At 71.4% G+C, this 26,993-nt stretch carries 28 protein-coding genes; 12 read left to right on the forward strand and 16 right to left on the reverse strand.

Annotated features, from left to right (window positions below; all coding sequences use genetic code 11):
* The coding region (locus PUR56_RS38590) for a DeoR family transcriptional regulator (RefSeq protein WP_329952438.1) at positions 1 to 363 on the reverse strand (363 nt) is incomplete at its 3' end.
* A 582-nt stretch (positions 364 to 945) separates the two neighbouring features.
* On the opposite strand from PUR56_RS38590, the gene PUR56_RS38595 reads away from it, so the two are divergent.
* From PUR56_RS38595 to PUR56_RS38615, 5 genes are all read left to right on the forward strand, one after another.
* Positions 946 to 1,734: a DivIVA domain-containing protein gene (locus PUR56_RS38595; RefSeq protein ID WP_329952406.1), complete on the forward strand. Its 789-nt coding sequence runs from the start codon at positions 946 to 948 to the stop codon at positions 1,732 to 1,734.
* A 321-nt stretch (positions 1,735 to 2,055) separates the two neighbouring features.
* Entirely contained in the window at positions 2,056 to 2,982 is a 927-nt protein-coding gene (locus tag PUR56_RS38600; protein WP_329883486.1) for an ABC transporter substrate-binding protein, read from the forward strand.
* Between the two features lie 357 nt (positions 2,983 to 3,339).
* Positions 3,340 to 4,554: a hypothetical protein gene (locus PUR56_RS38605; RefSeq protein WP_329952407.1), complete on the forward strand. Its 1,215-nt coding sequence runs from the start codon at positions 3,340 to 3,342 to the stop codon at positions 4,552 to 4,554.
* Positions 4,555 to 4,899: 345 nt separating this feature from the next.
* Positions 4,900 to 6,096, forward strand: a complete 1,197-nt coding sequence (locus tag PUR56_RS38610; protein ID WP_329952408.1) for a hypothetical protein — start codon at positions 4,900 to 4,902, stop codon at positions 6,094 to 6,096.
* Between the two features lie 337 nt (positions 6,097 to 6,433).
* Complete coding sequence (locus PUR56_RS38615; protein ID WP_329883489.1) at positions 6,434 to 6,865, forward strand: peptidase inhibitor family I36 protein; 432 nt, start codon at positions 6,434 to 6,436, stop codon at positions 6,863 to 6,865.
* A gap of 34 nt (positions 6,866 to 6,899) precedes the next feature.
* Here the strand turns inward: PUR56_RS38615 and PUR56_RS38620 are convergent, their stop codons facing one another.
* Entirely contained in the window at positions 6,900 to 7,583 is a 684-nt protein-coding gene (locus PUR56_RS38620) for a hypothetical protein (protein ID WP_329952439.1), read from the reverse strand.
* 209 nt (positions 7,584 to 7,792) lie between these two features.
* Here PUR56_RS38620 and PUR56_RS38625 point away from each other — a divergent pair, with 209 nt between their 5' ends.
* Positions 7,793 to 8,974 (forward strand): MFS transporter, encoded by a 1,182-nt coding sequence (locus PUR56_RS38625; protein WP_329952409.1) that lies wholly within the window; start codon positions 7,793 to 7,795, stop codon positions 8,972 to 8,974.
* A 72-nt stretch (positions 8,975 to 9,046) separates the two neighbouring features.
* Here PUR56_RS38625 and PUR56_RS38630 read toward each other — a convergent pair whose 3' ends face one another.
* Positions 9,047 to 9,781 (reverse strand): hypothetical protein, encoded by a 735-nt coding sequence (locus PUR56_RS38630; RefSeq protein WP_329952410.1) that lies wholly within the window; start codon positions 9,779 to 9,781, stop codon positions 9,047 to 9,049.
* Between the two features lie 539 nt (positions 9,782 to 10,320).
* On the opposite strand from PUR56_RS38630, the gene PUR56_RS38635 reads away from it, so the two are divergent.
* Together PUR56_RS38635 and PUR56_RS38640 are read left to right on the forward strand one after the other, a co-directional pair.
* Positions 10,321 to 10,797 carry a hypothetical protein gene (locus PUR56_RS38635; RefSeq protein WP_329952411.1) on the forward strand — a complete coding sequence of 159 codons (477 nt, stop codon included), beginning with the start codon at positions 10,321 to 10,323 and terminating at the stop codon, positions 10,795 to 10,797.
* A gap of 168 nt (positions 10,798 to 10,965) precedes the next feature.
* Positions 10,966 to 11,355, forward strand: coding sequence for a roadblock/LC7 domain-containing protein (locus PUR56_RS38640; RefSeq protein ID WP_329883492.1), 390 nt, complete (start codon positions 10,966 to 10,968; stop codon positions 11,353 to 11,355).
* Positions 11,356 to 11,535: 180 nt separating this feature from the next.
* Here the strand turns inward: PUR56_RS38640 and PUR56_RS38645 are convergent, their stop codons facing one another.
* Together PUR56_RS38645 and PUR56_RS38650 are read right to left on the reverse strand one after the other, a co-directional pair.
* On the reverse strand, positions 11,536 to 12,213 hold the full coding sequence (locus PUR56_RS38645) for an NUDIX domain-containing protein (protein WP_329952412.1): 678 nt from the start codon (positions 12,211 to 12,213) through the stop codon (positions 11,536 to 11,538).
* The gene (locus tag PUR56_RS38650; RefSeq protein ID WP_329952413.1) at positions 12,210 to 12,593 is read right to left on the reverse strand and encodes a DUF4406 domain-containing protein; all 384 of its coding nucleotides are present in this window, start codon (positions 12,591 to 12,593) and stop codon (positions 12,210 to 12,212) included. The genes PUR56_RS38645 and PUR56_RS38650 overlap by 4 nt, the downstream gene beginning before the upstream one ends.
* Before the next feature lie 48 nt (positions 12,594 to 12,641).
* On the opposite strand from PUR56_RS38650, the gene PUR56_RS38655 reads away from it, so the two are divergent.
* Both PUR56_RS38655 and PUR56_RS38660 read left to right on the forward strand, forming a co-directional pair.
* Complete coding sequence (locus PUR56_RS38655) at positions 12,642 to 13,400, forward strand: DeoR/GlpR family DNA-binding transcription regulator (RefSeq protein ID WP_329952414.1); 759 nt, start codon at positions 12,642 to 12,644, stop codon at positions 13,398 to 13,400.
* Positions 13,401 to 13,663: 263 nt separating this feature from the next.
* Positions 13,664 to 14,191 carry a trypsin-like serine protease gene (locus PUR56_RS38660; RefSeq protein WP_329952415.1) on the forward strand — a complete coding sequence of 176 codons (528 nt, stop codon included), beginning with the start codon at positions 13,664 to 13,666 and terminating at the stop codon, positions 14,189 to 14,191.
* A 250-nt stretch (positions 14,192 to 14,441) separates the two neighbouring features.
* Here the strand turns inward: PUR56_RS38660 and PUR56_RS38665 are convergent, their stop codons facing one another.
* The 7 genes from PUR56_RS38665 to PUR56_RS38695 form a co-directional block, all read right to left on the reverse strand.
* A complete protein-coding gene (locus PUR56_RS38665) occupies positions 14,442 to 14,789 on the reverse strand; it encodes a hypothetical protein (protein WP_329952416.1) in 348 nt (115 codons plus the stop codon).
* Positions 14,790 to 15,474: 685 nt separating this feature from the next.
* On the reverse strand, positions 15,475 to 15,711 hold the full coding sequence (locus tag PUR56_RS38670; RefSeq protein ID WP_329883497.1) for a hypothetical protein: 237 nt from the start codon (positions 15,709 to 15,711) through the stop codon (positions 15,475 to 15,477).
* Positions 15,712 to 16,178: 467 nt separating this feature from the next.
* A complete protein-coding gene (locus tag PUR56_RS38675) occupies positions 16,179 to 17,009 on the reverse strand; it encodes a PIG-L family deacetylase (protein ID WP_329952417.1) in 831 nt (276 codons plus the stop codon).
* Positions 17,010 to 17,014: 5 nt separating this feature from the next.
* Positions 17,015 to 17,770: a hypothetical protein gene (locus PUR56_RS38680; RefSeq protein ID WP_329952418.1), complete on the reverse strand. Its 756-nt coding sequence runs from the start codon at positions 17,768 to 17,770 to the stop codon at positions 17,015 to 17,017.
* Positions 17,771 to 18,195: 425 nt separating this feature from the next.
* The gene (locus PUR56_RS38685) at positions 18,196 to 19,515 is read right to left on the reverse strand and encodes a UDP-glucose dehydrogenase family protein (protein ID WP_329952419.1); all 1,320 of its coding nucleotides are present in this window, start codon (positions 19,513 to 19,515) and stop codon (positions 18,196 to 18,198) included.
* A 67-nt stretch (positions 19,516 to 19,582) separates the two neighbouring features.
* On the reverse strand, positions 19,583 to 20,023 hold the full coding sequence (locus PUR56_RS38690) for an NUDIX domain-containing protein (protein ID WP_329952420.1): 441 nt from the start codon (positions 20,021 to 20,023) through the stop codon (positions 19,583 to 19,585).
* 28 nt (positions 20,024 to 20,051) lie between these two features.
* Positions 20,052 to 21,818, reverse strand: coding sequence for an asparagine synthetase B family protein (locus tag PUR56_RS38695; RefSeq protein ID WP_329952421.1), 1,767 nt, complete (start codon positions 21,816 to 21,818; stop codon positions 20,052 to 20,054).
* Between the two features lie 246 nt (positions 21,819 to 22,064).
* Here PUR56_RS38695 and PUR56_RS38700 point away from each other — a divergent pair, with 246 nt between their 5' ends.
* On the forward strand, positions 22,065 to 23,456 hold the full coding sequence (locus PUR56_RS38700; RefSeq protein WP_329952422.1) for a sporulation protein: 1,392 nt from the start codon (positions 22,065 to 22,067) through the stop codon (positions 23,454 to 23,456).
* 152 nt (positions 23,457 to 23,608) lie between these two features.
* Here PUR56_RS38700 and PUR56_RS38705 read toward each other — a convergent pair whose 3' ends face one another.
* A complete protein-coding gene (locus PUR56_RS38705) occupies positions 23,609 to 24,211 on the reverse strand; it encodes a hypothetical protein (protein WP_329952423.1) in 603 nt (200 codons plus the stop codon).
* Positions 24,212 to 24,214: 3 nt separating this feature from the next.
* Complete coding sequence (locus tag PUR56_RS38710; RefSeq protein ID WP_329883505.1) at positions 24,215 to 24,493, reverse strand: hypothetical protein; 279 nt, start codon at positions 24,491 to 24,493, stop codon at positions 24,215 to 24,217.
* Positions 24,494 to 24,998: 505 nt separating this feature from the next.
* On the opposite strand from PUR56_RS38710, the gene PUR56_RS38715 reads away from it, so the two are divergent.
* Positions 24,999 to 25,634: a hypothetical protein gene (locus PUR56_RS38715; protein WP_329883506.1), complete on the forward strand. Its 636-nt coding sequence runs from the start codon at positions 24,999 to 25,001 to the stop codon at positions 25,632 to 25,634.
* Positions 25,635 to 25,668: 34 nt separating this feature from the next.
* On the opposite strand, the gene PUR56_RS38720 is transcribed toward PUR56_RS38715, so the two are convergent.
* Entirely contained in the window at positions 25,669 to 25,860 is a 192-nt protein-coding gene (locus PUR56_RS38720) for a cation transporting ATPase C-terminal domain-containing protein (RefSeq protein WP_329952424.1), read from the reverse strand.
* Positions 25,857 to 26,990, reverse strand: coding sequence for an HAD-IC family P-type ATPase (locus tag PUR56_RS38725; protein ID WP_329883508.1), 1,134 nt, complete (start codon positions 26,988 to 26,990; stop codon positions 25,857 to 25,859). The genes PUR56_RS38720 and PUR56_RS38725 overlap by 4 nt, the downstream gene beginning before the upstream one ends.
* Positions 26,991 to 26,993 lie beyond the last annotated feature (3 nt).

Raw genomic sequence — 26,993 nt, forward strand, 5'->3', positions numbered from 1 at the left:
GCCGGGGATGTCGAGGAGTTGCCGGGCGACGGCGAAGGCGGTGGTCCCCGCTCCGACGGCGACGACGCTTCCGGGTTCGACGAGTGCGGCGGCGGCGCTCGCCAGGGCCTCCTTGGCGGAGGGTTCCAGCTGGGACTTGGCTTCGAAGTCGGGTTCCTCGACGAGGGTGCTGACGACGGCTCCGCCGTAGGTCTTCTCGATCGCGCCGGTGCGGGCGAGGGCTTCGAGATCCCGGCGCACGGTCATGTCGGAGACGCCGAACCGGTCGGCGAGCTCCGCCACGCGTACCGCGCCGTCACGGCGTACGCGGTCGAGGATGAGCGCCCTTCGCTGCGGCGCCAGCAGCCCCGTGTCCTCCACGATCTCACTCCGACTTTCCACGCCGCTGCCGGCGTCCACCACGGTCGGCGCAGGAAAGCACCACGACTCACGGGACTGGGTGGCGAACGTGGTGGATCGCGCCCGTCCGGTCGCCACCATAGTTGAACATGAAACAACGGACAACCCTGTGCGAGGGGGAAGGGCCGCACCCCGGCGTGCACGGCCGGCCAGGCCGGCGTCTCGGGCGTTCGGGCCGGATCGCCGACGCGCGCGGTGCGACGTTCCAACTGTCCGGCGCCGGTCCTCCCGGGTTCGCCGGCGGCCTCGGGGCAGGGGCCCGGCGCACCGCCGGTCCGCGATTCGGGCAAAAGCACAGAACCTGCCGATACCCCTGGACGGGACGTGTGCAAAGCGGATAGAAAACGCGCAACGGCAATCCGTACACCCACGGCCGCCGTTTGCGAGGTCGCTTGCCGCGCCTCGTCCGCGCATCCGGCGCCCGGTCACCGATGCCCGCGCCGATGCCCCGCTCCCGCAGTCCGCCCGCAGCCCGCCGTCCGCAGTCTCGTCGAAGGCGCCGGGCGCGAGCGGGCCACCCGGTACGCCGACAGTTGAGGTTGCCCCATGCCCCTGACCCTTGCCGAGCTCCACGCCCGCACCTTCAGCACCGTCCGTCTCCGCCAGGGTTACGACGAGGGCGAGGTCGACGAGTTCCTCGACCGCGCCGAAGCCGAGCTCGTCCGCCTGTCGAACGAGAACGAGCACCTGCGGGCCGCCATCGCCGCGGCGCTCCTGCGCCCCGCAGCCACGGCGGCGAGCACCGGCACGCCCGGCCGGGTGCTCCCGTCTCCGCGTCAGACCGAGCGCCGCGCCCCGAACGGCGCCGAGGAGGCCGCCCGGGCCCTCGAACTCGCCCAGCGGATCGCCGACCGGGCCGTCGAGGGTGCCCACGCCGAGGCCCGGAGCGTCATCGCCGCGGCCCGCGCCCGCGCCGAGGCCGTCGAAGGCGCCGCACGGGACGGCGCCCATGCCCTGGAACACGACACCCGCGCCTGGATCCAGGAGGTGATCGGCGGCCTGGAGGCGACCCGGAGCGCTCTTGAGGCCGGGATCCAGGGTCTGCGGTCGTTCGAATCCGAACAGCACCACCGGCGGAGGAGCTACCTGGAGCAGCAACTGCGCAGACTCCGGCCGCCTACCGGTGACGGGTCCGCCGCGGTCGAGCGCGGGCCTGCGGCGGCGGACCTTCACCCCGTCCGCCCCCGCCCGTCGGCCGACCCGCCACCGGGCATGGCCGACCCGAGGGTCACCGCCCTGCCGCACTCCGTGAACATCCCCATCCCGGGCCTGCTTCTCAAAAGGGTCGCCGCCACGGTCCACCGCGCCGCCGTGCACTGCCACCCGGCCCGCTGAGCCGCAGGTCGACCGCCCCGACCGATGCTCCGGACATGTCGGGAAGACCCGGGTGCGTGTGACGCGCATACGCCCCTCGTGCCGACCGCGTACGACCTGCACCTGCACCATCACCTCGGACACCCTGCCGGTAACGACAAGATCCTGATCCCGACCCGGCGGGCACCCGGGGGAGCCCCAGGGCACGGTCAACCGATAGCAGATCGTGACACGCCTGCCGCCGGTCACCTCCGAACCGGATGGGAGGATCCCGTTCCCGGCCACTTCCGACTCCTCGCGGATGCCGGTCGCGCCGCCCCGCCCAGCAGAGGAGCACCCGTCGTGCGACATCTCTCCTGCCTGTTCCCCCACCGCCGGACCCTGCCGGCCGCCCTCACCACCACCTCGGCCCTGCTGCTCACCGCGTGCGCCGGCACGGATGCCCCGAAGAGCGCCGTCGACAAGGTCCAGGCGGCCGTCCCCGCCGCGCAGCGGGCCGCCGGGGTGCTGCGCATCGGCTCCGACCTGAACTACCCGCCGGTGGCGTTCCGCGGTGTGGGCGGGAGGCCGGACGGCCTCGACCCCGACCTGGCCTACGCCCTGGGGAAGGTCCTCGGTCTGCGGGTCGAGATCGTCGACACGCCGTTCGAGAAACTGATACCGGGCGTCAACGCCAGGGAGTTCGACGTGGCGATGTCGGGGATCAGCGACACCTCCAAGCGCCGCAACGCGCTCGGTGAGGACGGCATACCGACCGGCGGGCCGGGCGTGGACTTCGTGGACTACTTCATCGCCGGTACCTCGATCATCGTGAAGAAGGGCAACCCGAAGGGGATCCGGACGCTGAGCGACATCTGCGGGCACACGGTCGCGGTGCAGCGTGGCACCACCCAGGACGAGATCGTCGGCCGCCAGGTCGCCGCCTGCGACCGGCGGGGCAAGCCGCTGCAGGTCCGCCGCTTCGACGACGACAGCCAGGCCCTCGCCGAGGTGGCGGCCGGCACGGCGGTGGCCGACTTCAACGACCTGCCGGTGGCGGCGTACGCGGCCAGGACCACCGACGACGGCAACCGCTTCGAGGTGACGGGCATGCAGACACAGTCCAGCCCGTACGGGATCGCGCTGAACAAGAGCGACACGGCTCTGCGTGACGCGGTGGTGAAGGGACTGGACCAGCTGATGCGCAGCGGCGAGTACGACACGATCCTCGCGAAGTGGGACGTCAGCGCCGGCGCCGCCCAGGCTGCCGCGATCAACGGAGGTCTGTGACCCGAGCGGCGTCGCGCGGGTGGCCGGAAGCCGCTGCGGTCTCCCGCTGTGTACGGGCGGGCGAGGGTGCTCGCCGCACGCCCCGACGCGACCGCCGCCGTGGGGCAGGAATTGCTGCTGGGGCGCCGTCACCCGGAGAGCGGGCCCGCCTGCGGGACGGGGCGGACGCTTCGGACGGCGGGTGGCACGGAGCAAGGTGAACGGGTGTACGAATCCAGTCGTTTCGGAGATCAAGCTGCCAACCGGTGAACAGAATCGGAAAAATTGAGCTGCAGCGCGGGTTCCCTGCCGGCCTGGAACAGACCCCACACCCATGCCCTTGCGCGTCAATGTCATTGACGAGACAGGAGTGTCCGGATGGCCCGCTTGCGCGTTCCCCGACCTGCAACCTTCGCCGCTGCGGCGGCAACTGCCCTGTTCCTCCTGGGCTCGGCGCCCGTCGCGGTGGCCGAGCCCTCCGAACTGCTGCCGGCCTCACGGCTGCTCCCGATCCCGCAGGGAGCGATCCACAGCCTCGCCAAGGGGCTGAACAGCAGCGGCACGGTCATCGGCGAGTACTACGTGGAGGGCTCCGACGGGCCGCTCGCGATCCGGTGGAACGCCGGCCGCCCCGGCTACACCCGCCTCGCGCCGCTGTCCGGTGAGAAGTACAGCCGCGCGACCGCGCTCAGCGACGCGGGATGGGTGATCGGCCTGTCCTACGACGCCCTGCCCGCCTTCCACCCCGTCCGCTGGACACCGGGCGGCACCCCGACGCGGTTGGCGCTTCCCGGCGGGTCGCGCGGCGGCAACGCGTCGGCCGTCAACAACGCCGGGGTCGCGGTCGGCGACGCCTACGAGGAGGACTACCGCTCCCACCCCCTGCGCTGGCGGTCCGACGGCAGCAGGACCGACCTGCCCGTGCTGCCCGGCGACAGCAGCGGCACCGCGACGTCGATCAACAACGCGGGCACGGTGGTCGGGTGGACCGAGCAGCGCGACGGCGCCGGTGGCCCCGCGCACCCCGTGCGCTGGAACGCGGCGGGTGTCGTGAGCGCACTGCCCCTCCCGGCCGGGTTCGTCGGGGCCCGGACGAGCCAGATCACCGACAACGGCGTCGTCCTCGGTCACGGGCGGTTTGCCGGGAGCACGGAGTACGACCGGGTGTTGGTGTGGGCGGCCGACGGCACCGTCCGCGACGCCGGGCGCGGGCGGGGATACGACGTCAACCGGGCGGCCACCGCCGTGGGGGCTTCGCTGCAGGACTCCCCGAACGGCGACCCGGCCCGGTGGAACGCGAACGGCACGCGGACGGTTCTCGCCAATCCGGCGGAAGCGGCCGGCGAGGCGCTGGCGATCAACAACCGTGGGACGGCGGTCGGTTACGCGTGGCCGCCGGTCGGCAACGCCGCGCTGGACAAGGCTCTGCTGTGGAAGCCCGACGGTACGGTCGTCCCGCTGCCGCCGTCTCCCCTCGGCCCCTACGGCTCGGCCTCCGCGATCAACGACGCCGGAGTGATCGCCGGGGTCGCCGTCGGCACCGACGGCGCCGGGAACGCGACGACCTGGCGTGCGACCGTCTGGAAGCGCTGACACCGGCCGGCTCCTCGGCGGGAGCCCCGGTAGGGCTGCTCCGGTAAGGGGGCGGGCAAGGATTGCCCCCCCCGGGAATCCCCGGCGCGTCGCGCGACGCGCCGGGGATTCCCGGGGCCCGGCTGCCGCCACGGGCGTGCGGGCAGACCGGTGCGGCATCGCCGACACGGCTGTGGGGTCGGGTGCGGCGGTCCCGTTCGCGCCCGGCCGGTGCGCGCGGAGGCCGCGCCGGACGGCCGGCTCCCCTGATGGCTCGTCTGTCGGTGGCTGCGTCTAGGGTGCTGGCGACGATGGCGAGTCCGGGTCCTGTCCCACGTACCTCGCCGCGAGGATCTGGAGACCGGTGTGCGTTCTTTCGTGGTGGCGGATGTTCCCGAGACGGACGACGCGGAGGCGTGGTTCACCTACGCGGACGTGCTGACCGCGGCCGGCGACCCGCGGGGAGCGGCGATCCGTCTGGAGCACGCGTGCGACGCCGACGGCGGGGCCGCGGGTGGGGACCGGGCCCGGCTCGCCGGGCTCTACGCGGAGGTGGAACGGCAGCTCGGTCTCGACGGGCTGCGCACGGACGGCTCCTGGCGGTTCACCTGGAGGCGGGGCTTCCTCGACGAGGCGCGGTTCGCCCTGGCCGAGGACACCGGGGCGGGGCGTCGGGCGCTGGTCGAGGGGCTGTTGGCGGACCACCCGTGGGTTGCGGCCGTCGATCTCACCGACCCCGAGTGCTGGGAGGGGGCGCTGATCGACGCGGTGCTGTCCCACCCCGTCGCCCACCGGCTGCGCGTGCCGGAGCTGCGCCTGACCGACTACCACCACTCCGCCGAGCACTCCGCCCGCTCGCTCGCCGGCGCTCCGCGCCCCCGGCTGGAGCACCTGTCCTTCGGCTACGGGTTCGAGTTCCTCTACGAGGACGGCAGGACGTCGACGGGCGGCCGGATCGATCCCATGGACTACCACGGCGACGGGCTCGTGCAGACGGCTCCGTGGGATTCGCTGCCCGCCCTGCGCACGCTCGAACTCCAGGGGGCGTTCCTCCTCGGCTCGATCCTCCACGACGGCCTGACGCGTCTTCGTGTCCGTGGTCCCGCGACCGGCGACGGGGCCTACTTCGACCTCGGGTCGACGCGGGGTGTGGAGTCGCTGGTGGTGGAGGCCGAGTGCGACGTCTTCGGAGGGTGCTGTCCTGTCGAGCAGCTCGACGAGCTGACCACGGCGGGGTTCCCGGCGTTGAAGCACCTCGACCTGGGCGGGTCGGAGTTCGACGCGACCTCGTTCGAGCTGTTCTCGGCGCTCGCCGAATCGCCGATCCTCCCTCAGCTGGAGAGCCTCACCCTTCCCGACCTGCGGATCGGGCGGTCGGACTGCGAGGGCGAGCCGCTGGTCGTCCTGTCCAGGTGGGCACCGAGCTTCGCCCATCTCGCTCTGGGCGTGCGGGGCACCGTCGACGTCGAGGGCGCCGACGGGCCGGAGGTCGACCGGCTCTTCCCCGGAATCGGCGCCGGTTCGCTCGCGATGGGCACCGCTGTGGAGCGAGAGGGCGACTGACGTCCGGCCGGGTCGGCTGTCCGGCTCCCGTAATCGACCACCGACCACCGACCACCCGACTCCGGTTCCCGGGTCGGGAATGGCTGCGTTTCACTCGACCGAATCGAGCGGCCGACCGATTCTTGTCGGCCCCGTGTTCGATGAAAGAGCCTCGTAGGTAACCCTTTCGTGTGAACTCGCACAGTCGGTCGCATGCGGAAACGATTCGGCTGGACAGGCCCTCTGTAGCCCCTCCGCATCTGCCGACGAGCGCGGTGCCGTGTGCCACCGGTCCGCCGCCCGTTCGGCCCGACGCGTCATCACCCCCTCGCACGGAGAACTACGAAGGGAACATCGCATGCGCAGCATATGTGCCCGTACGACGTTGGCGGTCGCCGGTGCGACCGTGGCCCTGGCCACGGTGCTGACCGGTACCTCGCCCGCTCAGGCCGATTCCGGCAGCAGCGCGGCCGTCGCGCGGCCTCGGGACAAGATCGCCTGTCCCCGTGGGTTCGTGTGCATCTACCCGGACATCGACTTCGTCGGTCAGCCGTACGTCAAACGCGCCGTCGACGGGAGTGTCCGGCACCTGCCGGACTACATCCGAGGGGCGGGGAGCTCGGTGATCAACAACAGCGGCCGGACCGCACGGGTCTACCAGAAGGACAACTACTTCGGGCGGCACGTGTGCGTGGGGAGCGAGGGCGGCTCGATCCACGACCTGCGCTCGTACCAGCTCAACGACGTCACGCACTCGCTGAGGATCAACAACACTCCCTGCGGCGCCTGATACCTCCGGTGTCGGCACGGACAGTCCGACCCTCTCACCAGAGACCGGAGGGCCAGGCTGTCGGGGCTGCTCCCGGCGGGACGTCCGGAGCCGTGACCGCGTAGGCGGGCACGGCGGCTTCGGGATGTCCCGCCCGGTCCGGCGCGGCACGGATCGTGGCCACCTGGCCGTCCGTCCTTCCGCTCGGCCCGACGACGTGCGCCCCGGCTTCGAGCTGTGCCACGGCCGTCTCACCGTAGATCCGCAGCGCGCGGTCGTCGTCCACCTGACCGTGCTCGTCGAGCACCCCGCAGTGACCGTGGTCGGTGAACTCGTCGGCGCACACGCCGGGCATGATCACCGTGCCGTCGCCCACCTCGGCCCGCACATCGCGCAGCGCCGCGTTCAGCACGCCGCCCGGGTCGAGGCCCCGGGTCCCCTCCGCGTCGTACGCGACCGGAGTTCCGAGAATCCTCACGCCGCCGACGCCCGCTTCCGTGGCTTCGACGACCGCCTTGCGCAGCGAGTCACGGGTGTGGTGGACGACGCCGGGCATCGAGGTGATGGGGATCGGCTCGACGACGCCTTCCTTGACGGACATCGGCAGCACCAGCTGACGCGGTTCCAGGCTGGTCTCGGCGACCGGTCGCCGCAGGGCAGGGGTTCGCCGAAGCCCCCTCGCGGGCGCGGTTCCGGAAACACCGACGTCCTCCGCGATGCCGTACGCATGCGATGACAGGTCCTTCCGGACTGCTGGTTGGCGTAGATACCCTTCGGGTTGTCAGGAGGCCGTGTTTTCAGGTCCGGAACCCGCCACAGTCACTCGATCGAGAGTCCAGTTCGACCACCAACCCTCATGATCGGAACGACAACAGCCACTCGGGGAGATCGAAGGCTCCGAGCGCGTCTACCGCCTGGGCTCATTACCGGACATGAGGGTGTGAATCTGTGCGGACCGAGTTGGAACCCGAGACCGAGACCACCGACAAGCGCTCCTTGCGGTACGCGCTGTTGATCGCGCTGGCGAACGGGATCGGCTACATGCCGTTCGCGTTGACCATCCCGGTCCTGCCCGGCTACGTCACGGGTCGGTTGCACGGTGGTCCGGCGGAGGTCGGCGCGGTCATCAGCGGGTACGCGCTGACCGCGTTGCTGTCCCGCCCGGTGTCGGGCGCGCTGATGAACCGCCTCGGCACCCGGGCCCTGACCATCGGCGGAACGGTGCTGACCACGCTCGCCACCGTCTGCTACCCGCTCGCCGGGTCGATCGCCGAGCTGGTCGGCCTGCGGATGCTGGTGGGCGTCGGCATGGGCGTGATGCTGGCTGCGGCCGGGGTCTGGCCGGTGCAACTGGTCGCCAGGGACCGGCAGAGCTGGGCGCTGGGGTTGGGCGGCACCGTCAACTACGTGGCCATCGGCCTGGGCGCTCCGCTGGGTAGCCTGATCGATCACCTGGTGGGCACGGCGGCCACGTTCGTGATCTCCGGGCTGATCGCCCTGCTCGTCATCCCGATCGCCCTGTGCGTCCCCGAGGTGCGCGTCCCGCCGAAGACGGAGCGGACCGGCACCGACAAGGGCCGGGCCCTGCTCGGCACCGCGCTGCCCGGCGTCGCGTTGATCTTCACCGCGTTCGGCTTCGCGGCCGTCTCCAGCTTCGCGGTCGCGAAGTTCGACGACCTCGGCATCGCCGGGGGAGCGGCGGTGGTCACCGCGTACTCCCTGACCGTGGTGCTGTTGCGGGTGGCGGGCACCTGGATCCGCTGGGAGGCCACACGACCGGTGGCACTGGCCGGCCTGTTCCTCGTCGAGGCTCTGGGGATCGCGCTCCTCGGGGTGGCGGACGGCCTTGCCGTGGGCGTGATCGGCGGTGTCCTCATCGGTGTGGGCATGTGGCAGATCTACCCGGTGCTGGGGCTGTTCGTGGTGCGCTCGGTCAGTGAACGCCGGCGCGCCACGGCGCTGTCCACCTTTGGAGCCTGCTTCACCGCGGGCCTCGCCGCCGGGAGCGGCGCCCTCGGGCTGGTGGCCCGGGCCGCCGGGTACCAGACGATGTTCCTCGTCTGCGCGGCCTGTGTCGGTCTGGGACTGCTGGTGGCCGTGGCCGCGGCCCGCGTCGCCCGGACCGACTGACGGCCTCCCGATGACGGGGTGTCCTCGGCGCGTGGTGAGCGGCAGGCGGACACCCCGCCACGGGAAGGGGCGTCAGCCGGCCGGCCGGGGGCGCCAGGTGATCGTGGTGATGGAGGCGGTCATGAGGAGCCAGCCGAGCACGGGAACGGCCAGGGTGGCGGCGAGGGGCAGCTGGGACGAGATGAGGGTGAGGCAGCCGAAGAACGCCATGGCGGCGACGAAGACGGCCATGGCGACGTAGAAGGGGGTCGCTTGCGCGCCGGTGCGTGACCAGGTCAGTCCGTGGGCGGTGAGTGCCGATCCCAGGGCGGCCAGGAGGGCGATCTCGAGGGAGATCAGCCAGGGCGTGCCCGCGTTCGGGGCGCGGTGCCCCTGGTAGGAGACTTCGGCGACCCGCCCTCGGAAGACCGTCAGGTCCACGTCCGTGCCGGTCTTCGTGGCGTTGTAGAAGGCCGAGTCGACCGTGTAGCTGCGCCTGGGAGCCTCGTCGGGTACGGCCGTCTCGCGCGCCACGGTCAGCGTGTAGATGGTCGAGTCGCCGCTGGTGGCGGCGTACCTGGCCGTCACCCTGCCACTCGCGCGCTGTGCGCAGTCCGTGCCGGGCGTGTGCTCGGCCCTGCCGCAGATCGGGGCGTTGCGGTAGGCGCTCGCCGCGTCGTTGGCGTCGACGAACCAGCCGAAGCCGAGAACCGTGGCGGCCAGTCCTGCCAGAAGGAACAGGCCCTGCGTCAGTGCGCGGGCGACCGCGCCTGGGGGCCGGGGCCGGGGCCGGGTCGGCGGCTTCGTGTCCCTGATCCGAGCGTTCATCGCAACCCCCATCGATCGCGTCCACGAGCACCTCCCCGATGCCCTTCGGGAATGATTCCAGGGAAGTGCCCGGCCGGGTGAGTAGCCCGTCGTCCTTGTAGCGAAGTTGTGGATATTCCGGCCCGACGGGATCGCCCGATCCTTTCCCCGGTCGACTCGTCGAGGACGAAGTGTTGTCCGGTTGGATTCGTTGGAACGGCCTCCTCCCGGTTCGCGCGGACGACTTTCCGGGCCTCCTTGAGCTGGGCTGTGCCGTGCCGGGCCGGGGAAGGACGGCGGCCCTCCACGGTCGGCAGCGTGGCGGTGGAGGCCCCCGGCTGCGTCGGCCGCGCCGGCCCTCACCCCGGAGACCGTCTCCCCGGCTTCCGTAACGAGTGGATGTCGGACCAGGACGGAGAAGCAGTGCGGGACTCGGTTACTTGTCACCGGCCCCCGTCGCACTCGGCACACGCAGGAGGGCCGGTGCCTCCCTCAACCCTTGCCGTGGACCACGGCATCGGTGAGAGGTCCGCCGTCGCTCCTCCACGCCAGGATGGTTCATGTTCCAGCATCACAGCCACGGCCGTCGGGTCGGTGCGCTCCTGGCCGCCGCGGTGGCGGTGGGAGCCGCGTCCGTGGGCCCCGCCGCCGCTGCGGCGTCCACCACCTCCCCGGCGCCCGCCGCGCCCGCCGCGCCACCCTCCGGCACGTCCGCGAAAGCCGTGACGCCGCCCTCGCCGGCCCGGCCCTCCGCAGCGGCACCGACGCCTGCGCCGTCGGCGGCGCGGGTCTTCGCCGCCGCTGCCGCAGCGGTGGCGCCCTCCTCCACGCCCGCCGTCGTGGAGGACGTCCCGAGGGAGGCGGACACCGGCTCGGACGATGACGCACGCCGTCCGGCGGTGGCGCCCTTCTCCGCCCCCTCGTCGTTCGTCCTCGCCACGGGTGGCGCGCTGCTGGCCGCCGGGCTCGTCCTCACCCACCGTCTCCGCAGGAGCAGCGCCCGGCGCCGGGCTCAGCACGCCCGGACCCTGCCCTGACACAGGGCCGCCCGTCCGACGGGCAACCCCGCCAGGAACCGGACCGCAGGCAGCCTGCCTCCCGACCTGACCGGCGGCCCGGCCGGCCCGGGGAAGCGAAGGTCGCTTCCGCCGGCCCGTCGAACGCTCGCCGTACCGAGTGAACCGGTCGACAGAGAAGAGTACGAAATGAGCAGCCAGACACCGACCGCCGTGCTGGTCGACGAATTGAAGGCCCTTCGCGACGGGGTCACGGGCATCTCGGAGAGCCTCATCTCCACGGCGGACGGCCTCCTGGTGGCCTCCGACACGGACACCGTCCACCCCGAGTCGGTTGCGGCGCTGTCGGCTGCCATGCTCGGCCTCGGAAGGCACGCCGCAGCCGAGGTCGGCGTGGGTGGCCTGCGCGACATCGTCACCCGCTGCCACGGTGGCTACGTCGTGGTGATGGCGATCGGCGAGCAGGCCTTGCTGACGGTCATGGGTGACGAGGGCCTCGACCTCACCTTCCTGTACCAGAGCTCGCCCACCACGCTTCGTCGACTGGGCGAGCTGCTCGGGGTGGTCCCCGTGCCCTGAGACGCGGCCCCGGGCCGGTGGAGCGCGGCTGTCCGGGGCAGCGGACGCCGCTGCCGGACCACTCGCGCGCGGCACGACGGGGACCCTGACCCGGCAGGCAGGTAGTAGCACGGCGCCGCGGATCGGCCGGGACAGCACTGCGGGTGCCCGGTTCGGTTCCGGGCCACCGGGCAGGGGAGGTCAGCGGTCGCCCGCGGCGGGGGCGAAGGGCCCGTCGAGTGCTGCCCATTGCAGGAGCAGGATGGTCTTCCCGTCGGTGATGCGTCCGTCGCGGGTCATGGCGAGGGCCTCGGCGAAGGGCAGTTCGAGGACCTCGATGTCTTCGCCGTCCTCCTCGAGTCCGCCGCCGCTCCCGGACCGGGCGGCCGGGGTGTAGGGGGCGGCGAAGAAGTGGAGGCGTTCGGTGACGGATCCGGGGCTCATGTAGGCGTCGAGGACGTGGGTGAGCGGGCCGAGGGCGACGCCCAGTTCCTCGGCACTCTCGCGTCGGACGGCGGTGGGCGGGTCGTCCGCGTCGAGCAGTCCTGCGGCGGCTTCGACGAGCATGCCGTCCGGGTGGTCGTTGACGTAGGCGGGGTAGCGGAACTGGCGGGTGAGCAGGACGCGACCGCGTTCGGTGTCGTAGGGCAGGACGACGGCGCCGTTGCCGCGGTCGTAGGTCTCGCGCTGCTGGGTCTCCCAGCGTCCGTCGCGGCGGCGGTAGTCGAAGGTGGTGCGGCGTAGGACGTGCCAGCCCCGGGAGGTGAGCTCGACGTCGCGGACCAGGATGTCGGGGTTGCGGTCCAGGCCGCGTCCGGCCCGGTCGAGGCCGGTGCGGCCGCGGTGGTCGGGGGTGTCGATACCCGGGCGGCTGGTCACGCGGTCTCCTGCGGGGTGAGGCGGGGGATCTCGACGACGTCGTGGTAGATGGGCAGGCCGCGGCGGCGGGCGACGGCGACGTCCTGATCGGCTCCGGTGGACTCGCCGGGCAGGCGCAGTACGGCGTCGCAACGGGCGAGCAGGCGCTCGGCCGTGGGGTAGAGGACCTGGTCGGCGAGGGGGTCGGTGGGGCCCGCGCCGGCGGAGCGCAGGACGGGCAGGGCGATCCACTCCCCGATCACGGGGAGGTGGCCGGCGGCGAAGACGGGCCAGGCGGCGGCTTCGAGGCGGGCGAGGTTGGCGGCCATGGCCTGCGGGTCGCCGTCGGTGCCGGATCGGTAGGGGCCGGCGATGAGGATGAGCATCGGCTTGGCGGTCATGGGCGCTACACTACATGCAGAAACGTGCAAGAACGGGAGATAATGCGGATGCTGGCTGCTGAACGGCGCGACCACCTGCTCGGTCTGCTCGCCCGCGAGGGCAAGGTCGTCGCGAAGGAGGTCTCCGCCCAACTGGGCATCTCCGAGGACAGCGTGCGGCGCGACCTGCGCGACCTCGCCGCCGAGGGACTCTGTCAGCGGGTCTACGGCGGCGCCCTGCCCGCTTCGCCGGCGGTGGTCGACTACGCCGCCCGGCAGAGCGTGGCCCCGGACGGCAAGCGGAAGGTCGCCGCGGCGGCTGCCGCGCTGGTACGACCGGGCAGCACGCTGATCCTCGACGGCGGCACCACCGCCCTCGCCGTCGCCCACGCGCTCCCGCGTGATCTCGTCTGCACCGTGATCACGCACAGCCCGACGATCGCCGCGGCCCTGCTCGACCACCCGCAGGCGGAGCTCTTCCTGATCGGGGGGCGCGTCTTCAAGCACTCGGCCGTCACCTGCGGCGCCGCCGCGGTCGAGGCCGCGCAGAACGTCTCCGCCGACCTGTGCCTGCTCGGTGTCACCGGCGTGCACCCCGAAGCGGGACTGACCACCGCGGACGCCGATGAGGCCGCGATGAAGCGCGCCCTGGCCGCGCGGGCCGCGGACACCTACATCCTGGCCTCCTCCGAGAAGATCGGCACGGCTTCGCGGTTCCGCGTCCTGCCCTGGGAGAAGGTCAGCGGCCTGATCACCGACGCCGACCCCCACGACACGGTCGTCGAGCAACTCAGAGCGCACGGAGTGGAGATCCTGGCGGCCGACTGACGGCTACGACGTTCGACTGCGGTAGCCGTCGGCAGGCGCAGCGTGCGGAGCGGCGTCAGGGCGGTGGTTCGTCGGAGTGGAGCCTTCGAAGGGTGTGGGGCCGGTTCGGCGCGGTGGTCGGCCGGTGATCGTGAACGGCCGGTTCGCGGGTCGCGGTGTCGTCATCGGGGCCGGCCTGCTTCGGGGCGGTGCAGCCCGGAGCGAGGGGCGCCGGGGTGTGGTGGGGCGGGGGCGAGATGACGTCGGTGGGCGATCGGTGGCGCATGGCCGGGCGGTTGGTCGGTGCCGTGGTGGGTGTGCTGGTGGTGGCCGGATCGGTCGGTGGCGCGGGTGCGGCATCGGTGGTGCCGACGAGCCCTCCGGTCGGGCAGGTGGTGGGCGGGGCGGATGCTCCTGCGGCCGCGTACCCGTACCAGGTGTCGCTGCAGAAGCAGAGCTCCGGGACCTGGTACCACGCCTGCGGTGGGTCGGTCATCGCAGAGCGGTGGGTGCTGACCGCGGCGCACTGCCTGACCGGGACGGCAGCCGCCGGCCTGCGGGTGGTGGCCGGGTCGAACACTCTGATCCCGGCGGGCACCGCCTACGCGGTTCAGGAGACGGTCAGTCACGAGAGCTACAGCGGGGCTGCGGCCGGTGCGTGCGCCGGGGACAGCGGCGGCCCGCTCGTCCAGATCGGCCGCCAGATCGGCATCGTCAGCTGGGGCTCCGCCAACTGCAGCACCAACTACCCCTCCGTCTGTACCAGCACCGGCGCCTACCGGCTCTGGGTCACCGCCAAGACCGGCATCTGACCACGTCGAGCGCGTGCCATCGACCATCGTGTGGCGTGGGCCGCCAAGGGTACGGAGTGGGCCTGCGGCCGGTCGAGTGGGGTGCGGGAGGTGACGCCTCTCCCCGGCGGGTACGGACCGGCCGCAGGCGCAAAGGGCCTGCGGCCGGCGGCCGGTGAAACGGAGCGTGCGTCGAGCCCGCCGCCCGTGCAGGGACCGGTCTTTCGCACCGACCCCGACGGGGTTCGGGCAGCGGGCCGCTTCCGGAACCTCAGCCCGCGGTCTCGCTCCGGGCGGGCACCGCGGTGTACAGGCCGCGTCCGGGGCGCTGCGCGCGACCGGCCTTGGCGAGGCGTTCCAGCTTGGTGCGGATGGTGTTGATGTTCCCCTGAAGGGTGTCCAGGCCCAGCCGTTCGGTCACCTCGCGGGCTCGCAGGGGCTCCGCGGCCTGGGCCAGCACCGTCAGGACGCTGTCCGCTTCGACCTCCTGGCGCCGCCCGCCCGCCGTGGGCTCGGCCGGTTCGGCGGTTGTCCGGTTGGCGGGCGCGGTCTTCTTGGGCGCTGCGGGCGTGGCCGTGGACGCCCGCTTTGACGTGGCGGGCTCGGTGTCCTTCGCCACCTTTTTCGCGATCTTCTTCGCACGGGGGACGGAGGCCTTGGCCTCCTGCACGGGTGAGGCCGCAGCCTTCGGGACGGCCGGCTTCCGGACGGCGGCCTTCCTCGGGGTCCGGGCCGCAGGGATCGGCGGGACCGGCTGGGCCGCAGGGACCGGCGAGGGTTCCGCCTCCGGGGTGTCCGTCGTCGCCGCATTGTCGTGGCCGTCGGCCGCAGCCTCGGCCGGGACAGGGGTCAACTCGTCTGCGAGCGGCTCTCGTTGCCCGCCGAGTGGCGTTCCGGTCAGAAGGCGCAACCCCTCAAGTGCCTTGGTGATGGCCTCCTCTTCCCGCACGGCGGCTGCGACGTCCTCCTCCGCTCGGCGACGCCGTTCCAACACGGCGGGCAGTCGCTCCTCAAGCAGGGCGATCGTCGATCCCACACCGTTTTCCGTACCGAAGGCGCTCTCGATTCCCACAACACTCCCACCGTCTCAGCCGTCAGTCGTTGCAGTAATCTACGGCTCGCCGCGCCGGTTGTGGGGGGATTGGCCGAATGTCACCCGGCCGGGGCGGCGCAGGCGAACCCTGCGACGACTCCGCACCTCATCCTGAAACGATCGGTCGTAGGGGGTTCGAATCCCTTCTCCACCACGTCGAACGACGGTGGGCCGCCGGCTGTGCGGCCCACCGTCAGTGCGTCTCGGCGGCTCAGTAGAAGACCACGGAGAGCCGCGCCGGGCCGGTCTCGGTGGTGGTGTCACAGAAGTAGACGACGGCCTGGTGGCTGTTCACGTAGGCCTGGCCGGCCGCGTGGCAGGAGGCGGCGGTCGGGTAGATGCCGATGTAGGTGTAGGTGGCCGCCTGGGCGGTCGGGGCGGCGATGAGGGCGCCGCCGGCCACGATCCCGGCCACGGCCGCGGTGGAGAATGCCTTGCGAAGCGACATGGTGGTCTTCCTCCCATTGGTGAGCGCCGGGGTTCCGTGCCCCTGCGCTTCGCCGAGGAGCCTCCTCCGAATGTGTCGGCGAGGCAATGGTAGAGACCAATTCCGACCGGAAGCAGTGTGGTGTTTCTGTGACGATGCAGGTCGCGGGCCTGCCTGGCGGGCTGACGATCATCTTCCGGACAGTTTTTGCACTGTCCGGAAGATGACAGTCCGCCAGTGACGGCTCTCCGTGGACCACGGTGCACCGGCCGGGGCGGTGACGCCCCGGGGGTGTGGTCGAGGTGTGGGGCGGTTCTCGGGGCTGCCGGCCGGGTGCGGTGTCCTCGCGCGCTCGCCGTTCGCAGCTCAGTGAGAAGGATCCAGCAGCACCGACCCGGCGCAACCGGCGGAACGGATCGCCACCGCCGCCGGGTCGGTGCTGCTGTGGACACCACGCGGTGTCGCGGGGCGCCGCCGGGCGGGGCGGCTCAGCGAAGGCCGGCGAAGAGGTCGTTCTCGGGGAGCTCCGCACCGGTGGTGTCGTGGACCCGGAGGAAAGTCTCGACACCCATCAGCTGGGTGAACTTCTCCTTGCCCATCTTCAGGAAGAAGATGTTCTCGCCCTGGCTGGCGTGCGCGGCCAGCGCGTCGAACTTCTGACCTCCGAACCCGGTGGTGTCCACCCAGGTGGTGATCTCCTCGTCGGGGAGGCCGATCTCGGGCATCTCCGACTCCTCGGAGCCCGGCTCCTCCCATTCCCCGCCGAGCTCGCGCATGACCTCCCCGAACCGCGCCATCATCGAACGCGGGGCCGTCGTCCAGTACACCTTCGGCGCCGTGCCGGCCAGCTCCAGCGCCCTCGACGTGATGCGGTTGGCCTGGATGTGGTCGGGGTGGCCGTAGAAGCCGTTCTCGTCGTAGGTCACGACCACGTCGGGCCGGTACTGCCGCACCAGGTCGGCGAGGCGGGCGGCCGCCTCGTCCACCGGTGTCGTCCAGAACGAGCCGGGCGCGTCGTTGGCGGCCCAGCCCATCATCCCGGAGTCCCCGTAGTCGAGCATTTCGAGGTGGCTGACCTTGAGGACCTCGCAGCTGGCCTCCAGCTCCTGACGGCGCATCGCGGCGACGGCGGCCGGGTCGTGTCCCGCCTCGCCGGGCTTGACTCCTCCCGGTCCGTCCCCGCAGGCGCCGTCGGTACAGGTGACGAGCACCGTCCGGATGCCCTCGGCCGCGTAGCGGGCGAGCACACCTCCCGTACCGGTGGCTTCGTCGTCGGGGTGGGCGTGCACGGCCATGAGGGTCAAGGGCCGGTCGGTCATGGGGTTCATCCTTCGGTCTGCCGAGTGTTCGGCCTCAGTGTGCGGCACGGGTCTGACAGAGAACGGTTCACCGTGTCTCTGAATCGACTGTTGGAAACGACGGGGGCGCCGAGTCCTATTCCGGTGTGCTCGCGCCACGAGCCGCCGCCGGTGGTTGGTGGGTCGTCACCCACGACGCACGACGGATCCCGCAGAGCGCCGACCGGTTTCTGGGTCTTGCGCGCGTGCCCGTGCACGCACGGGCAACACCGCGGGCGCGCCGCTCGGTAGGCTCGGTTTCGGGCTTCCGGGCACCCCGCGGGGGCGGGCATGAGAGTCGTCCGGCCTCGCCGCCGGTGCCACGCCCCTACCGCTCCGCACATCGACGGGCCGTCGCCGTCGCGGCGGCAGAAAGGAGCGACCGTGCAGAACCACGACACCCACGCCCCGCGTCCGCCACGTCCGGAGGCGGATCGGCTCAGATTCCTCCGGCGGGCCGGGTCGAGCTCGGCCAGGTCGAAGAAGTAGCCGACATCGAACGCGGCAACGTGATCGCGAAGGCGGTTGATCGTCTCGATCCAGAGGTAGTTCAACGCGGCGTCGAAGAGTCCGACCGAGCCCGCCATGATCATCTTGGTGAGATAGGGGGCCTTCGACCTCGCTTCATCGCTCATCTCTTCGAGAATGACGTCGGGCGTGTTCCTGAGCAGGGTTTCGCGCTGGCGTGCGCTGACGATGATGCTGTCCGTCGGCAGACCCCAGGAGTCCAGCACTGTGAACATGAGGCTTTCGAAGGCCTCCAGTTCCGCTCCCCGCGGCCTGTGCCGCTGCCCGAGAGGCCACGGGCGCCGGCAGGTTCCGTGGGACTTCCTGAGGACTCATCCAATGCCTTCGATCGCTTCGTCGGGTCGATGGTTAGCCACCTGGTCAGCCTCGTGATCACGTGCTGGCCGGAACGCGGCCATTTGGTCTCAGGCTGGGACCGCACTGCGGTGAGGACACCCGTCCTCGTGGCCGACTACTGGCCTTACGTCCTGTCGGCGGGCCCGTCAACTCGGGTAGATGCAGCAGCATTTCGGCGGCGCTAGGCGTCCCTGCCGTGCTTTTTTCCCAAGCGCGGTTCGACTGGCCTGTGATTTACGTCGGGCCGCCCCTCCCGAAGGAGGGGCGGCCCGACGCTTCGTGACCGCCCGCTGAGGCCCTGGAGTCAGGGGCGACCGAGGGCGCGGTAGGTCCAGCCGGCGGCCCGCCAGCGGTCGGGGTCGAGGGTGCTGCGGCCGTCGATGACGCGGGGAACGGCGACGCGGGCGGCGACGGCCTCGGGGTCGAGGCGTGCGAATTCGGGCCACTCGGTCAGGTGAAGCAGCAGGTCGGCGTCGCGGACGGCGCCGAGCGGATGGGCTGTGAATTCGAGCTGTGGGTGGGCCTTGCGGGCGTTGTCCAGAGCCTTGGGGTCGAAGACGGTGACGGTCGCGCCGAGTTGGTGCAGTTTCTGCGCGACGGCGAGGGCCGGGGAGTCGCGGATGTCGTCGGTGTCGGGCTTGAAGGCGGCGCCCCAGACGGCGATGTTCTTGCCGTTGATGACGCCGCCGCACTGTTCGCGGGCGAGGTCGATCATGCGCTCGCGGCGACGGTTGTTGATCGCGTCGACCTCGCGCAGGAAGGTCAGCGCCTGGTCGGCTCCGAGTTCGCCGGCGCGGGCCATGAAGCCGCGGATGTCCTTGGGCAGGCAGCCGCCGCCGAACCCGAGTCCGGGCCGCATGCCGCGCCGGCCGATCCGGGTATCGTGGCCGAGGGCCTCGGCCAACAGCTGGACGTCGGCGCCGGAGGTCTCGCAGACCTCGGCCATGGCGTTGATGAAGGAAATCTTGGTGGCGAGGAAGGCGTTCGCGGCGGACTTCACCAGCTCAGCGGTGGCCAGGTCGGTGACGATGACCGGGGTTCCGGACTCGATGATCTTGCCGTAGGCCTGGCGGATCACTGACTCCGCGCGCGTGCCCTGGCCGGTGAGGCCGAGGACGATCCGGTCGGGGTGGAGGGTGTCCTCGACCGCGGAGGACTCGCGCAGGAACTCGGGGTTCCAGCAGACGTCGACCTGGTCACCGGCCGGGGCGAACTCGCGCAGGATGTCGATCACCTGGGGGGCGGTGCCGACCGGGACGGTGCACTTGCCGACGATCACGGCGGGGCCGGTCAGGCGGGGGGCGAGCTGGCGGACGGCCGAGAAGAGGTGGCTGAGGTCGTAGGCCATCTCGCCGGGCTTCTGCGGGGTGCCGACGCCGATGAAGTGCAAGTCGGCGAAGGCGGCGGTCTCCGCGTAGGACGTGGTGAACCGCAGCTGCCCGGTGGCGGTGTGCTTGGCCAGGAGGTCGTCCAGGTCGCGTTCGAAGAACGGGGCCCGGCCGGCGTTGAGGGAGACGACCTTGTCGGGGTCGATGTCCATGCCGAGGACCTGGTGGCCGAGTTCGGCCATGGCTGCGGCGTGGGTCGCGCCGAGGTAGCCGCAGCCGATGACGGTGAGCTTCACGAACGTGTCCTTCCGGAAGGGGTGGGGCCGCCCGGCCGGCGCCCCCGACCCTCTGAAGGGCGGGGCGTCAGGCGGGCCGGGCGGCGAGGTAGCGGTGGATGCCGTGGCGGATGAACGGCGGGACGGTCAGGACGGGCAGGTGCTCGGGGGCGAAGAACTGGAGCTTGACGCCCTCCGCGAGGGGCAGCGCCTGTTCGTTGCCGTCCCAGGAGGCGGCGAAGAAGGTGATGATCTGGCCGGAGCCGACGGTGTCCTTCGTCTCGAAGAGCTCTTCCAGGTCGTCGACGGCCAGGCCCGCCTCTTCGTCGAGTTCGCGGACGATCGCGATGGCCTGGTCCTCGCTGGGGTCGCAGCCGCCGCCCAGCAGGCTCCAGTGGCCGGGCCAGGCGATGCCGGTGATGTCGTCGCGCAGGTGCAGGAGGAGTTCGCCGCGCCCGTTGGTGATGATCGCGACCGCTCCGCGCGGTTCGGCGGCGGACGGCTCGTCGGGGAGAGTCTGGGAGTCCATCCCCTCACCGTAGTGAGCCGATGGGCCGTCATACCGCTGTCTCCACCGGCTGGTCGTTGAACCAGGCGGCCGCCATCAGCGACTGCATCCGAGTGCGGTCGAACCGCCCGCCGGGCCTCAGGCCGCCGGCCAGCAGCGGTCGCAGCGAGCGCGGCGCCTGGTCCAAGGCGGCACTGACCTGGGCGGTCGCCCAGGGCTCCAGTGGGCCGGTCAGCCAGCTCGGGACCGGGGAGGCGAAACCGAGCTTGTCCCGGCTGCCCCAGACCTCCGGCGGAAGCCCGAGCGCCTTCGCGGCGTCCCGCAGGATCCGCTTGCCGGCCGCCGGGTCACCAATCTTGTGCTCGACCGGCAGCCGGTAGCAGAACTCGACCAGGTCCCGGGCCAGGAAGGGCGAGCGCCGCTCCAGCGCGAACGCCGACGCCAGCTTGTCGCTCGTCATCACCAGCGGGCGCCAGGCGGTGGCCAGGTCCGCCAGCGTCAGCCCGCGCGCCAAGTCCCCGCCAGCCCGCCGGAGCGCGTCGGCAACGACCTCGCGCATGCACCCGTCCGGGTCCGAGCCCCGAAGGATCAGCTTCACGATCGCCTCGGCCGGATCCGGCGGGCCGCCCGCCGCGTTCAGGAGCTTGGAGGCCAGCGGCCGGTAGGCCTCCAGCCCGGCGTCCAGCACCGCCTGTGGACCGAACAGGACGAGCGCGTGGCGGACGTAGCCCATCAGGAACTCGTCCGGACCCAGCCCCCCGACCACGACCCGGAGCCCTCGCTCGGCGATCGCCCGGTAGGCCATGTGCTCGGAGAAGGTGGCTGCGTTGCCCATCGGGTAGTCCAGCGCGTGCATGATCTCCGGCAGGCAGCGGGCGAAGTCGGCGGCGGTCGGCTCGATGACGACCAGCTCGGCGCCGATGTCCCGCGCGACGACGGCCGCTGTCGCGGACTCGGCCAGCCGGTCCTGGCCCTGGTAGCGGACCGTGACGCAGACCTGCGGCCGCATCAGGTAGGCCAGCACCGAGGAGTCCAACCCGCCCGAGAGCAGGAGTGCGAAGTCCGAGCCGGGGGCTCGCAGGGGGAGGCTATCGGCCAACAGGGCCGAGAACCGGGCGAGTGCCGTGCGGTAGTCGCCCTGCCAGGGCTCCAGGCCCTCCAACTGCCACCAGGTCCGCTGGACGAGCGATCCGGTGGCGATCTCGAAGGCCAGCAGGCCGGCCGGCGGCAGGAGCTGGATACCTTGGAACGGGGTGTCGACGCCGGTCGGCGTCTCGATGGACAGCATCTCCGGACGGACGACCAGGGGTGCGGTGCCGTAGCCGGTCAGGGTGGTGACCTCGGAGGCGAACGCGAGGCGGCCGCCGTCCAAGCGCCAGTAGAGGGGCTTCTCGCCGAGCCGGTCCCGGGCGAGGAAGAGCCGGCCCTCACGGGGGTCGTAGGCGGCGACCGCGAACATGCCGTCCAGGCCGGCCAGGCAGCCGGGGCCGAGCTTGACCCAGGCCCGCAGGACCAGGTGGGCGTCCGTCTCGCCCGCCTCCAGCTGGATGCCCCAACCGGCTGCCGCCTGAAGGTAGTTGTAGATCTCGCCGTTGAAGGTGAGGACGACACCGCTGGCCGGGTCCTGGTAGGGGCCGGGCTGGGCGGTGGTGTCGACGATCAGCAGGGTGTTCATGGACAGCACCGCCCGGCCGTCGGCCGAGGTGAGGTGGCGGGTGCCGTCGGGGCCGCGGTGGTGCTGAGCGAGCCCCATCGCGGCGACGGTCGTGTGGTGGCGGACGGCGTCAGCGCCGGCCAGTCCTGCGAGTCCGCACATCTGGTTGTCACCCCCGAGCGTGAATCGGTGGAGGCCCCCGCCGGAGGGTCTGTGGTCCGGTCCGGCAGAGGCCCGGGGCATCAGACAACCGCGTCCGGTCAGGCCGGGGCAGGGCTCGCAGGGGGGCCCACAACTCGCGAAAGCGGTTCGCTGCGTGCAGCGAAGGCAATACCCTCGGTGATCCGGCGTCAGGTGCCGGGTGTACGACTTCTCGTGCCCAGTCGGGGACCGATTGAGGGGGACGCTGTGGCGTCGACCACGCGCCGGGCCAAGCCGCCGAACGACGCTCTGGCCCGGATGATCGACAAGTGCGAGGGCGCCAGCAACAAGTCGCTGGCCCTCCGCGTGAACCAGCTCGCCCACGAAGCCGGGCTGACCACGACGTATACGCATACCTCGGTCGCGAACTGGTGCCGCCGCGGCATGGTCCCCGAGTGGCCGGTGCCCAAGCTCCTGGCCCAGGCCATCAGCGAACGCCTCGGCCGGCCTGTGCAGTTGGCGGAGATCGGTATGGCGGATGCGGAGACACCGGACTCCGCGGTGGGGTTGGATTTCCCGCGAGACCCCGCCGACGCCGTGCGCGTCGCCACCTCGTTCTGGAGCACTGTGGACCGCCGCGACTTCCTCACCGGAACGGGCTTCGCCGTCTCCGCGTTCACCACCCCGGTCACCCGCTGGCTGGTCACGCCCGCCGATGACGATGCCGCCCACCGAGGCCGCGGCCGGGTCGGTGCCGCGGACCTCGCCGAGCTGCGGGAGGCTGCCGATGATGCTCGGCGGTGGGACTCGAAATATGGCGGCGGGAACTGGAAGGCCAACTCCGTCACGGCCTGCCTGCAGGAACGCGCGGTGCCGCTGTTGAACGGTTCGTTCAGCGACGGGGTGGGTCGCGAGCTGTTCTCGGTGACCGCCGAGTTGTCCCGTCTGGCCGGCTGGACCGCCTTCGACGTCGGCCAGCACGAGGCCGCCCAGCGGCACTTCATCCAGGCCCTCCGTCTCGCGCGGGCCGGCGGTGACATCGAGCTCGGCTGCTATGTGCTGACGACCATGGCGATGCAGACCTTGCTGCGGGGTTTCGCCAGCGAGGCTATCGACATGACTCAGGGCGCCTTCCAGCGTGCCAAGGGCCGGGCCGCCCCCAGGGTGCTGGCCTTCAGCAAGCTCATCGAGGCCCGGGCCCATGCCCGGGACAGCAACGCCAAGGCGGCTTCCGCCGCTCTGACCGCCTCCGAGACGCTTCTCGACCAGGCCTGCGGCGGCGCTGACGAACCGGCTTGGATCGACTTCTATCACCACGCCCGGCTCTCGGCGGACGCCGCCGAGGTCTTCCGCGACCTGGGGAGGCCGAAGGAGGCTCTCGTCTGGAACGCGCAGGCCGCAGCCATGCAGCCGGGCGTGTTCACCCGCTCAGTGGGGATGCGTCTGGCCATCGTGGGGACCGCCCATCTCCAGAGCCGCAACCTCGACCAAGGCCTCGCGCTCGGAAACCAGGCCGTCGAGATCCTTGCCCGCGTGCAGTCCTCCCGGGCTCTGGACTACGTCCGCGAGTTCACCGCCGCCCTCGCCCCCTGGCGCCGGGAGACGGCCGTTCGGGAGTTCGTCCACCGAACGCGTCAGGAGCTCAGGGTCGCTGCCTGACCTGGCCTGACGCCGGGAGCAGGCGTTGGCGACACGGTACTTTCTCCGCAGCCGGTCCGACACCAGGCGCCGTTGTCGAACCCAGCCGTCAGTTTGCGGCAGCCGTCAGCCAGTGGAACGCTAGAACTCGGGTGCACCCAGGCAGAGCGCCATTACATTTTGACTGCACGGGGGTACTCCGTGTGCATTATTAAAGGCGACGAAGTACGTTGCGTCAGAGCGGACCGGGCGCCAGCCGGAACGTTTCTCCACCACCCGTATGCCGTCCATCGCCTCGTAGCGCCCCTTGGCCTGGGCCCGGCGACCACTGCCCGCCGCGTCGTCCTCACGTAGGCGTCGATCGCCCGCAGGCACTCGACCGCGACGTAGGACGTCCGCTCGCGCCGGCTCTTCGTCGTCGCCCTCGCCAGACGCCCGTCGAGATAGCGCTTGACGCTCTCCTCCAGCACCGGGACCTCGATCGTCAGCAGCGATCCGCCCTCCGAGCGCCGCATCCCCGAAGAAAACAGCAGGTCGGAGTAGGCCGCGTTGCGGTCGTCGTTGCGGCCTAGCCACGACGGATCACGGCGGCCGTCTGCGGTGTAGCCACGCAGACCCACGTCCCTCCAGAGCCGGTAGGCCCGGGGCGCCAGCCACTTCACGTTGCTCGACCGCACGTCTTTCGCCCGGGCCGCCGGCACCTTCATCACGTCGCCGCGTCGGCCCATCACCTCGTGTTCCACGATCGGGTTGACGGCCATGTACCCCTTGGCCACGGCTCACTTGTAGAGCCGGGTCAGCGCCGCGAGCTCGCGGCTCCACTTCGCCCCACCGATCCGCTGCGGGTTCCGGGGCGACCAGCGTCGCCAGTCCTCGAAGTTGAGCAGGTCCTCGGAATCGGCCCCGTACCAGTTCCTCTCGTGCTGCCAAAGGAAGTTGAAGAACAGGCAGCAGTCCCCGGCGTCGTTCCGCCGCGCTTCCTTGGCCAGATGCGCAAAGGAAGAGCGCGTCAGGAAGTGTGTCAGCCGTGGGTCCACCCTGTAGTTCGGGTCCGTCATGAAGACGTCCCAGGGTCGATCCGGCTGGCCTCCTTCCGCTGATCAAGGTCGATCCAGCCTCGTAACACAGGGTGATCACTCACCATTGCGGACTGGCCCCTCGTTACCCAATGCACCTGCCAGGTCTTGCTCAACACGTTCCTCTCCGCTCGCAACACGTACCGCTGCAACACGAAGATTCAATAGGGAACATAGTGCAGGCCGACCCCCGCCAGCCGTGTACGACTGGGTCATCGACGACCTCGGCAACGGCGGCACCGACCCCCGCCACCCTCCAGGCGTTGATCCTGACGTGTCGTACATGGAGTTCCGCAGCAGGTCCCGTCCCCGTTGAGCGAGGCGGCCGGGAGACTCCCGGTCTCAAAGCGGTCCCGGACCGCCGGGGGCACCCCTGTCCGGCGGCCCCTGACCGGAGACCGACCACCCCTCGGAAACGCTACGCTCTCGCTGCCAGAATCATGATCAGTACGGATGTTCGGGTGCGACCCGGGGTGAGGGATGACCGATGAACGAGGCAATCGAGTCCGATCCTGCGGGATCGGATGCGGAGGTCAGGCCGACGGAGGCCGCCGGGCCGGTCGCGGCGCCCGAGAGTCCTGCGGGCAGGCGCTGGGGGCGTTGGTGGCTGCTCGGCGGCGCCGCCGCGCTGTCGGCGGCCCTTGTGGCGACAGTGTTGGTGCTCGGTGAGGACGAGTCGGTGGTCGAGCAGTCGATCTGTGGGTTGGAACGGGCGGCCGGCACTCCGCTGAGCACCCTGTTGCCGCCCGGTCGTCCGGGTCTGGGGGAATGGGCGGTGGAACCGCGGGGGGACGAGGGGCGGATCCGCTGGTCCTGCCAGATCACGGTGGACGGCCAGGAGGCCCTCTCGATCTCGATGTTCGAGATGACCGGAGTCGAACCCGACCAGCCCGAGGGTGACCTGTCCCTGGAGGACCTGGTCGGTCGTACGGTGGTCAGCTCCAGTGGGTCGTCGGCGATCGAGTACTGCTCCGACGACCGCACCCGGGTGGCGGGCTCTTTCGTGTACGAGAACATGGACCTGCTTCCGACGGACAGGGCGAAGCAGGACAGCCACGCCCGCGCGATGGCCGACGTGGCGGAGGCCGTACTCGCCGGGCGGGGACGGGATGTCTGCCGTTGACGGCAGAGCGGGCAACGCCGGCCCCGGCCTGGTGTCACAGTGCGGACCGGCCCTGCCGGGCCGCGACCTTGCCCAGCTCCCACAGGAGCAGCAGGGCGAGGGGGGCGAGCAGCGCCCAGCCGAACTGGGCGAGGGTGAGCTCGGTCGTGCCGAGGATGCGCCGGAAGGCGTCCGTCTGTGTCACCAGGACCGCGAGGGCGAATTCGCCCAGGGCCGCCAGGTTCATCGGCCTGCTGTCGAAGGTGGGCCGTAGCCGCTGCCCGAGACCGTGTAGCGGTCGGTGGGGGTGAGGACCTCGACGACGGTCATCTGGTTCATCGTCAGGGTGCCGGACTTGTCGGAGTTGATGGCCGAGGTGAAGCCCAGGGTCTCCACGGACGGCAGTTCCTTGACGATGGCGTTTCGCTTGGCGAGGTTCAGGCTGCCCACGGAGAGGATCACCTGGGTGACGGTGGGTAGGGCCTCGGGGATGGCGGCGATGGCCAGCGACACGGCGCTGACGAACAGGGCGTCCCAGGCCTGGTCGCGGCTGCGGCCGAGGGCGAACATCACGACCATGGTCAGTCCGGCCGCCGCCGCGATCCACAGCGTCAGGGTGTTCAGCTCCCGGGTGAGCGGCGTCTGCTCCTTCTCGGTCGCCGAGAGCATCCCGGCGATCTTGCCGAGCTCCGTCCCGGCGCCCGTGCCGGTGATGATCAGCACACCGCTGCCGTGGGTGACCGGGGTGTTCATGAACGCCATGGTGGACTGGTCGCCCGGGCCGAGCCGGTCGCCCGTCAGGGTTCCCGCACCCTTCACCGCCGGCACGCTCTCGCCCGTCAGCGCAGACTCGTCGATCTGCAGCGAACTGGCCCGGACGATCCGCCCGTCCGCGGGGACGGTGTTGCCGGCGGCGATGAGCACGACGTCGCCGACCACCAGCTGTTCGGCGGGAATCTCCGCCTCGGCCCCGTCCCGCCGGACCCGGGCGGTGGTCTTCATCATCGACCGCAGCGCGTTCATCGCGCTCTCGGCCTTGCCCTCCTGCCTCAGGCCGACGACCGCGTTGAACAGCGTCAGGACGATCAGTAGGACCGCGGTGCTCCACTCCTTGATCGCCAGCGCCACCACGGCGGAGGCGACCAGGATGATCTGCATATAGCTGCGGTACTGGTCGAGGAATCGCAGCCGGCCCGGCCGCGCACTCTCCTCCGGCAGCGCGTTCGGGCCGTCCGCGGCCAGCAGTTCCGCCGCCCGGGCCGCGGGCAGTCCGGCCTCCGGATCCACGCCGAGCAGTGCCGCCACCTCGTCCGGCGGTGTCGCGTACCAGGGCCGCATGGCCGGGCCCGTGTCGGACCGGTCAGCTTGCGGCGCCATGTC

It is taken from the genome of Streptomyces sp. BE303, from assembly GCF_036290945.1.
Classification (GTDB): Bacteria; Actinomycetota; Actinomycetes; order Streptomycetales; family Streptomycetaceae; genus Kitasatospora.

Coding starts and splice junctions, on each gene's coding strand:
- PUR56_RS38595 (WP_329952406.1), top strand. CDS start 946: ATGCCCCTGACCCTTGCCGAGCTCCACGCCCGCACCTTCAGCACCGTC.
- PUR56_RS38605 (WP_329952407.1), top strand. CDS start 3,340: ATGGCCCGCTTGCGCGTTCCCCGACCTGCAACCTTCGCCGCTGCGGCG.
- PUR56_RS38615 (WP_329883489.1), top strand. CDS start 6,434: ATGCGCAGCATATGTGCCCGTACGACGTTGGCGGTCGCCGGTGCGACC.
- PUR56_RS38630 (WP_329952410.1), bottom strand. CDS start 9,781: ATGAACGCTCGGATCAGGGACACGAAGCCGCCGACCCGGCCCCGGCCC.
- PUR56_RS38635 (WP_329952411.1), top strand. CDS start 10,321: ATGTTCCAGCATCACAGCCACGGCCGTCGGGTCGGTGCGCTCCTGGCC.
- PUR56_RS38640 (WP_329883492.1), top strand. CDS start 10,966: ATGAGCAGCCAGACACCGACCGCCGTGCTGGTCGACGAATTGAAGGCC.
- PUR56_RS38650 (WP_329952413.1), bottom strand. CDS start 12,593: ATGACCGCCAAGCCGATGCTCATCCTCATCGCCGGCCCCTACCGATCC.
- PUR56_RS38655 (WP_329952414.1), top strand. CDS start 12,642: ATGCTGGCTGCTGAACGGCGCGACCACCTGCTCGGTCTGCTCGCCCGC.
- PUR56_RS38660 (WP_329952415.1), top strand. CDS start 13,664: ATGGCCGGGCGGTTGGTCGGTGCCGTGGTGGGTGTGCTGGTGGTGGCC.
- PUR56_RS38670 (WP_329883497.1), bottom strand. CDS start 15,711: ATGTCGCTTCGCAAGGCATTCTCCACCGCGGCCGTGGCCGGGATCGTG.
- PUR56_RS38675 (WP_329952417.1), bottom strand. CDS start 17,009: ATGACCGACCGGCCCTTGACCCTCATGGCCGTGCACGCCCACCCCGAC.
- PUR56_RS38680 (WP_329952418.1), bottom strand. CDS start 17,770: ATGTTCACAGTGCTGGACTCCTGGGGTCTGCCGACGGACAGCATCATC.
- PUR56_RS38690 (WP_329952420.1), bottom strand. CDS start 20,023: ATGGACTCCCAGACTCTCCCCGACGAGCCGTCCGCCGCCGAACCGCGC.
- PUR56_RS38695 (WP_329952421.1), bottom strand. CDS start 21,818: ATGTGCGGACTCGCAGGACTGGCCGGCGCTGACGCCGTCCGCCACCAC.
- PUR56_RS38710 (WP_329883505.1), bottom strand. CDS start 24,493: ATGACGGACCCGAACTACAGGGTGGACCCACGGCTGACACACTTCCTG.
- PUR56_RS38715 (WP_329883506.1), top strand. CDS start 24,999: ATGAACGAGGCAATCGAGTCCGATCCTGCGGGATCGGATGCGGAGGTC.
- PUR56_RS38720 (WP_329952424.1), bottom strand. CDS start 25,860: ATGAACCTGGCGGCCCTGGGCGAATTCGCCCTCGCGGTCCTGGTGACA.
- PUR56_RS38725 (WP_329883508.1), bottom strand. CDS start 26,990: ATGGCGCCGCAAGCTGACCGGTCCGACACGGGCCCGGCCATGCGGCCC.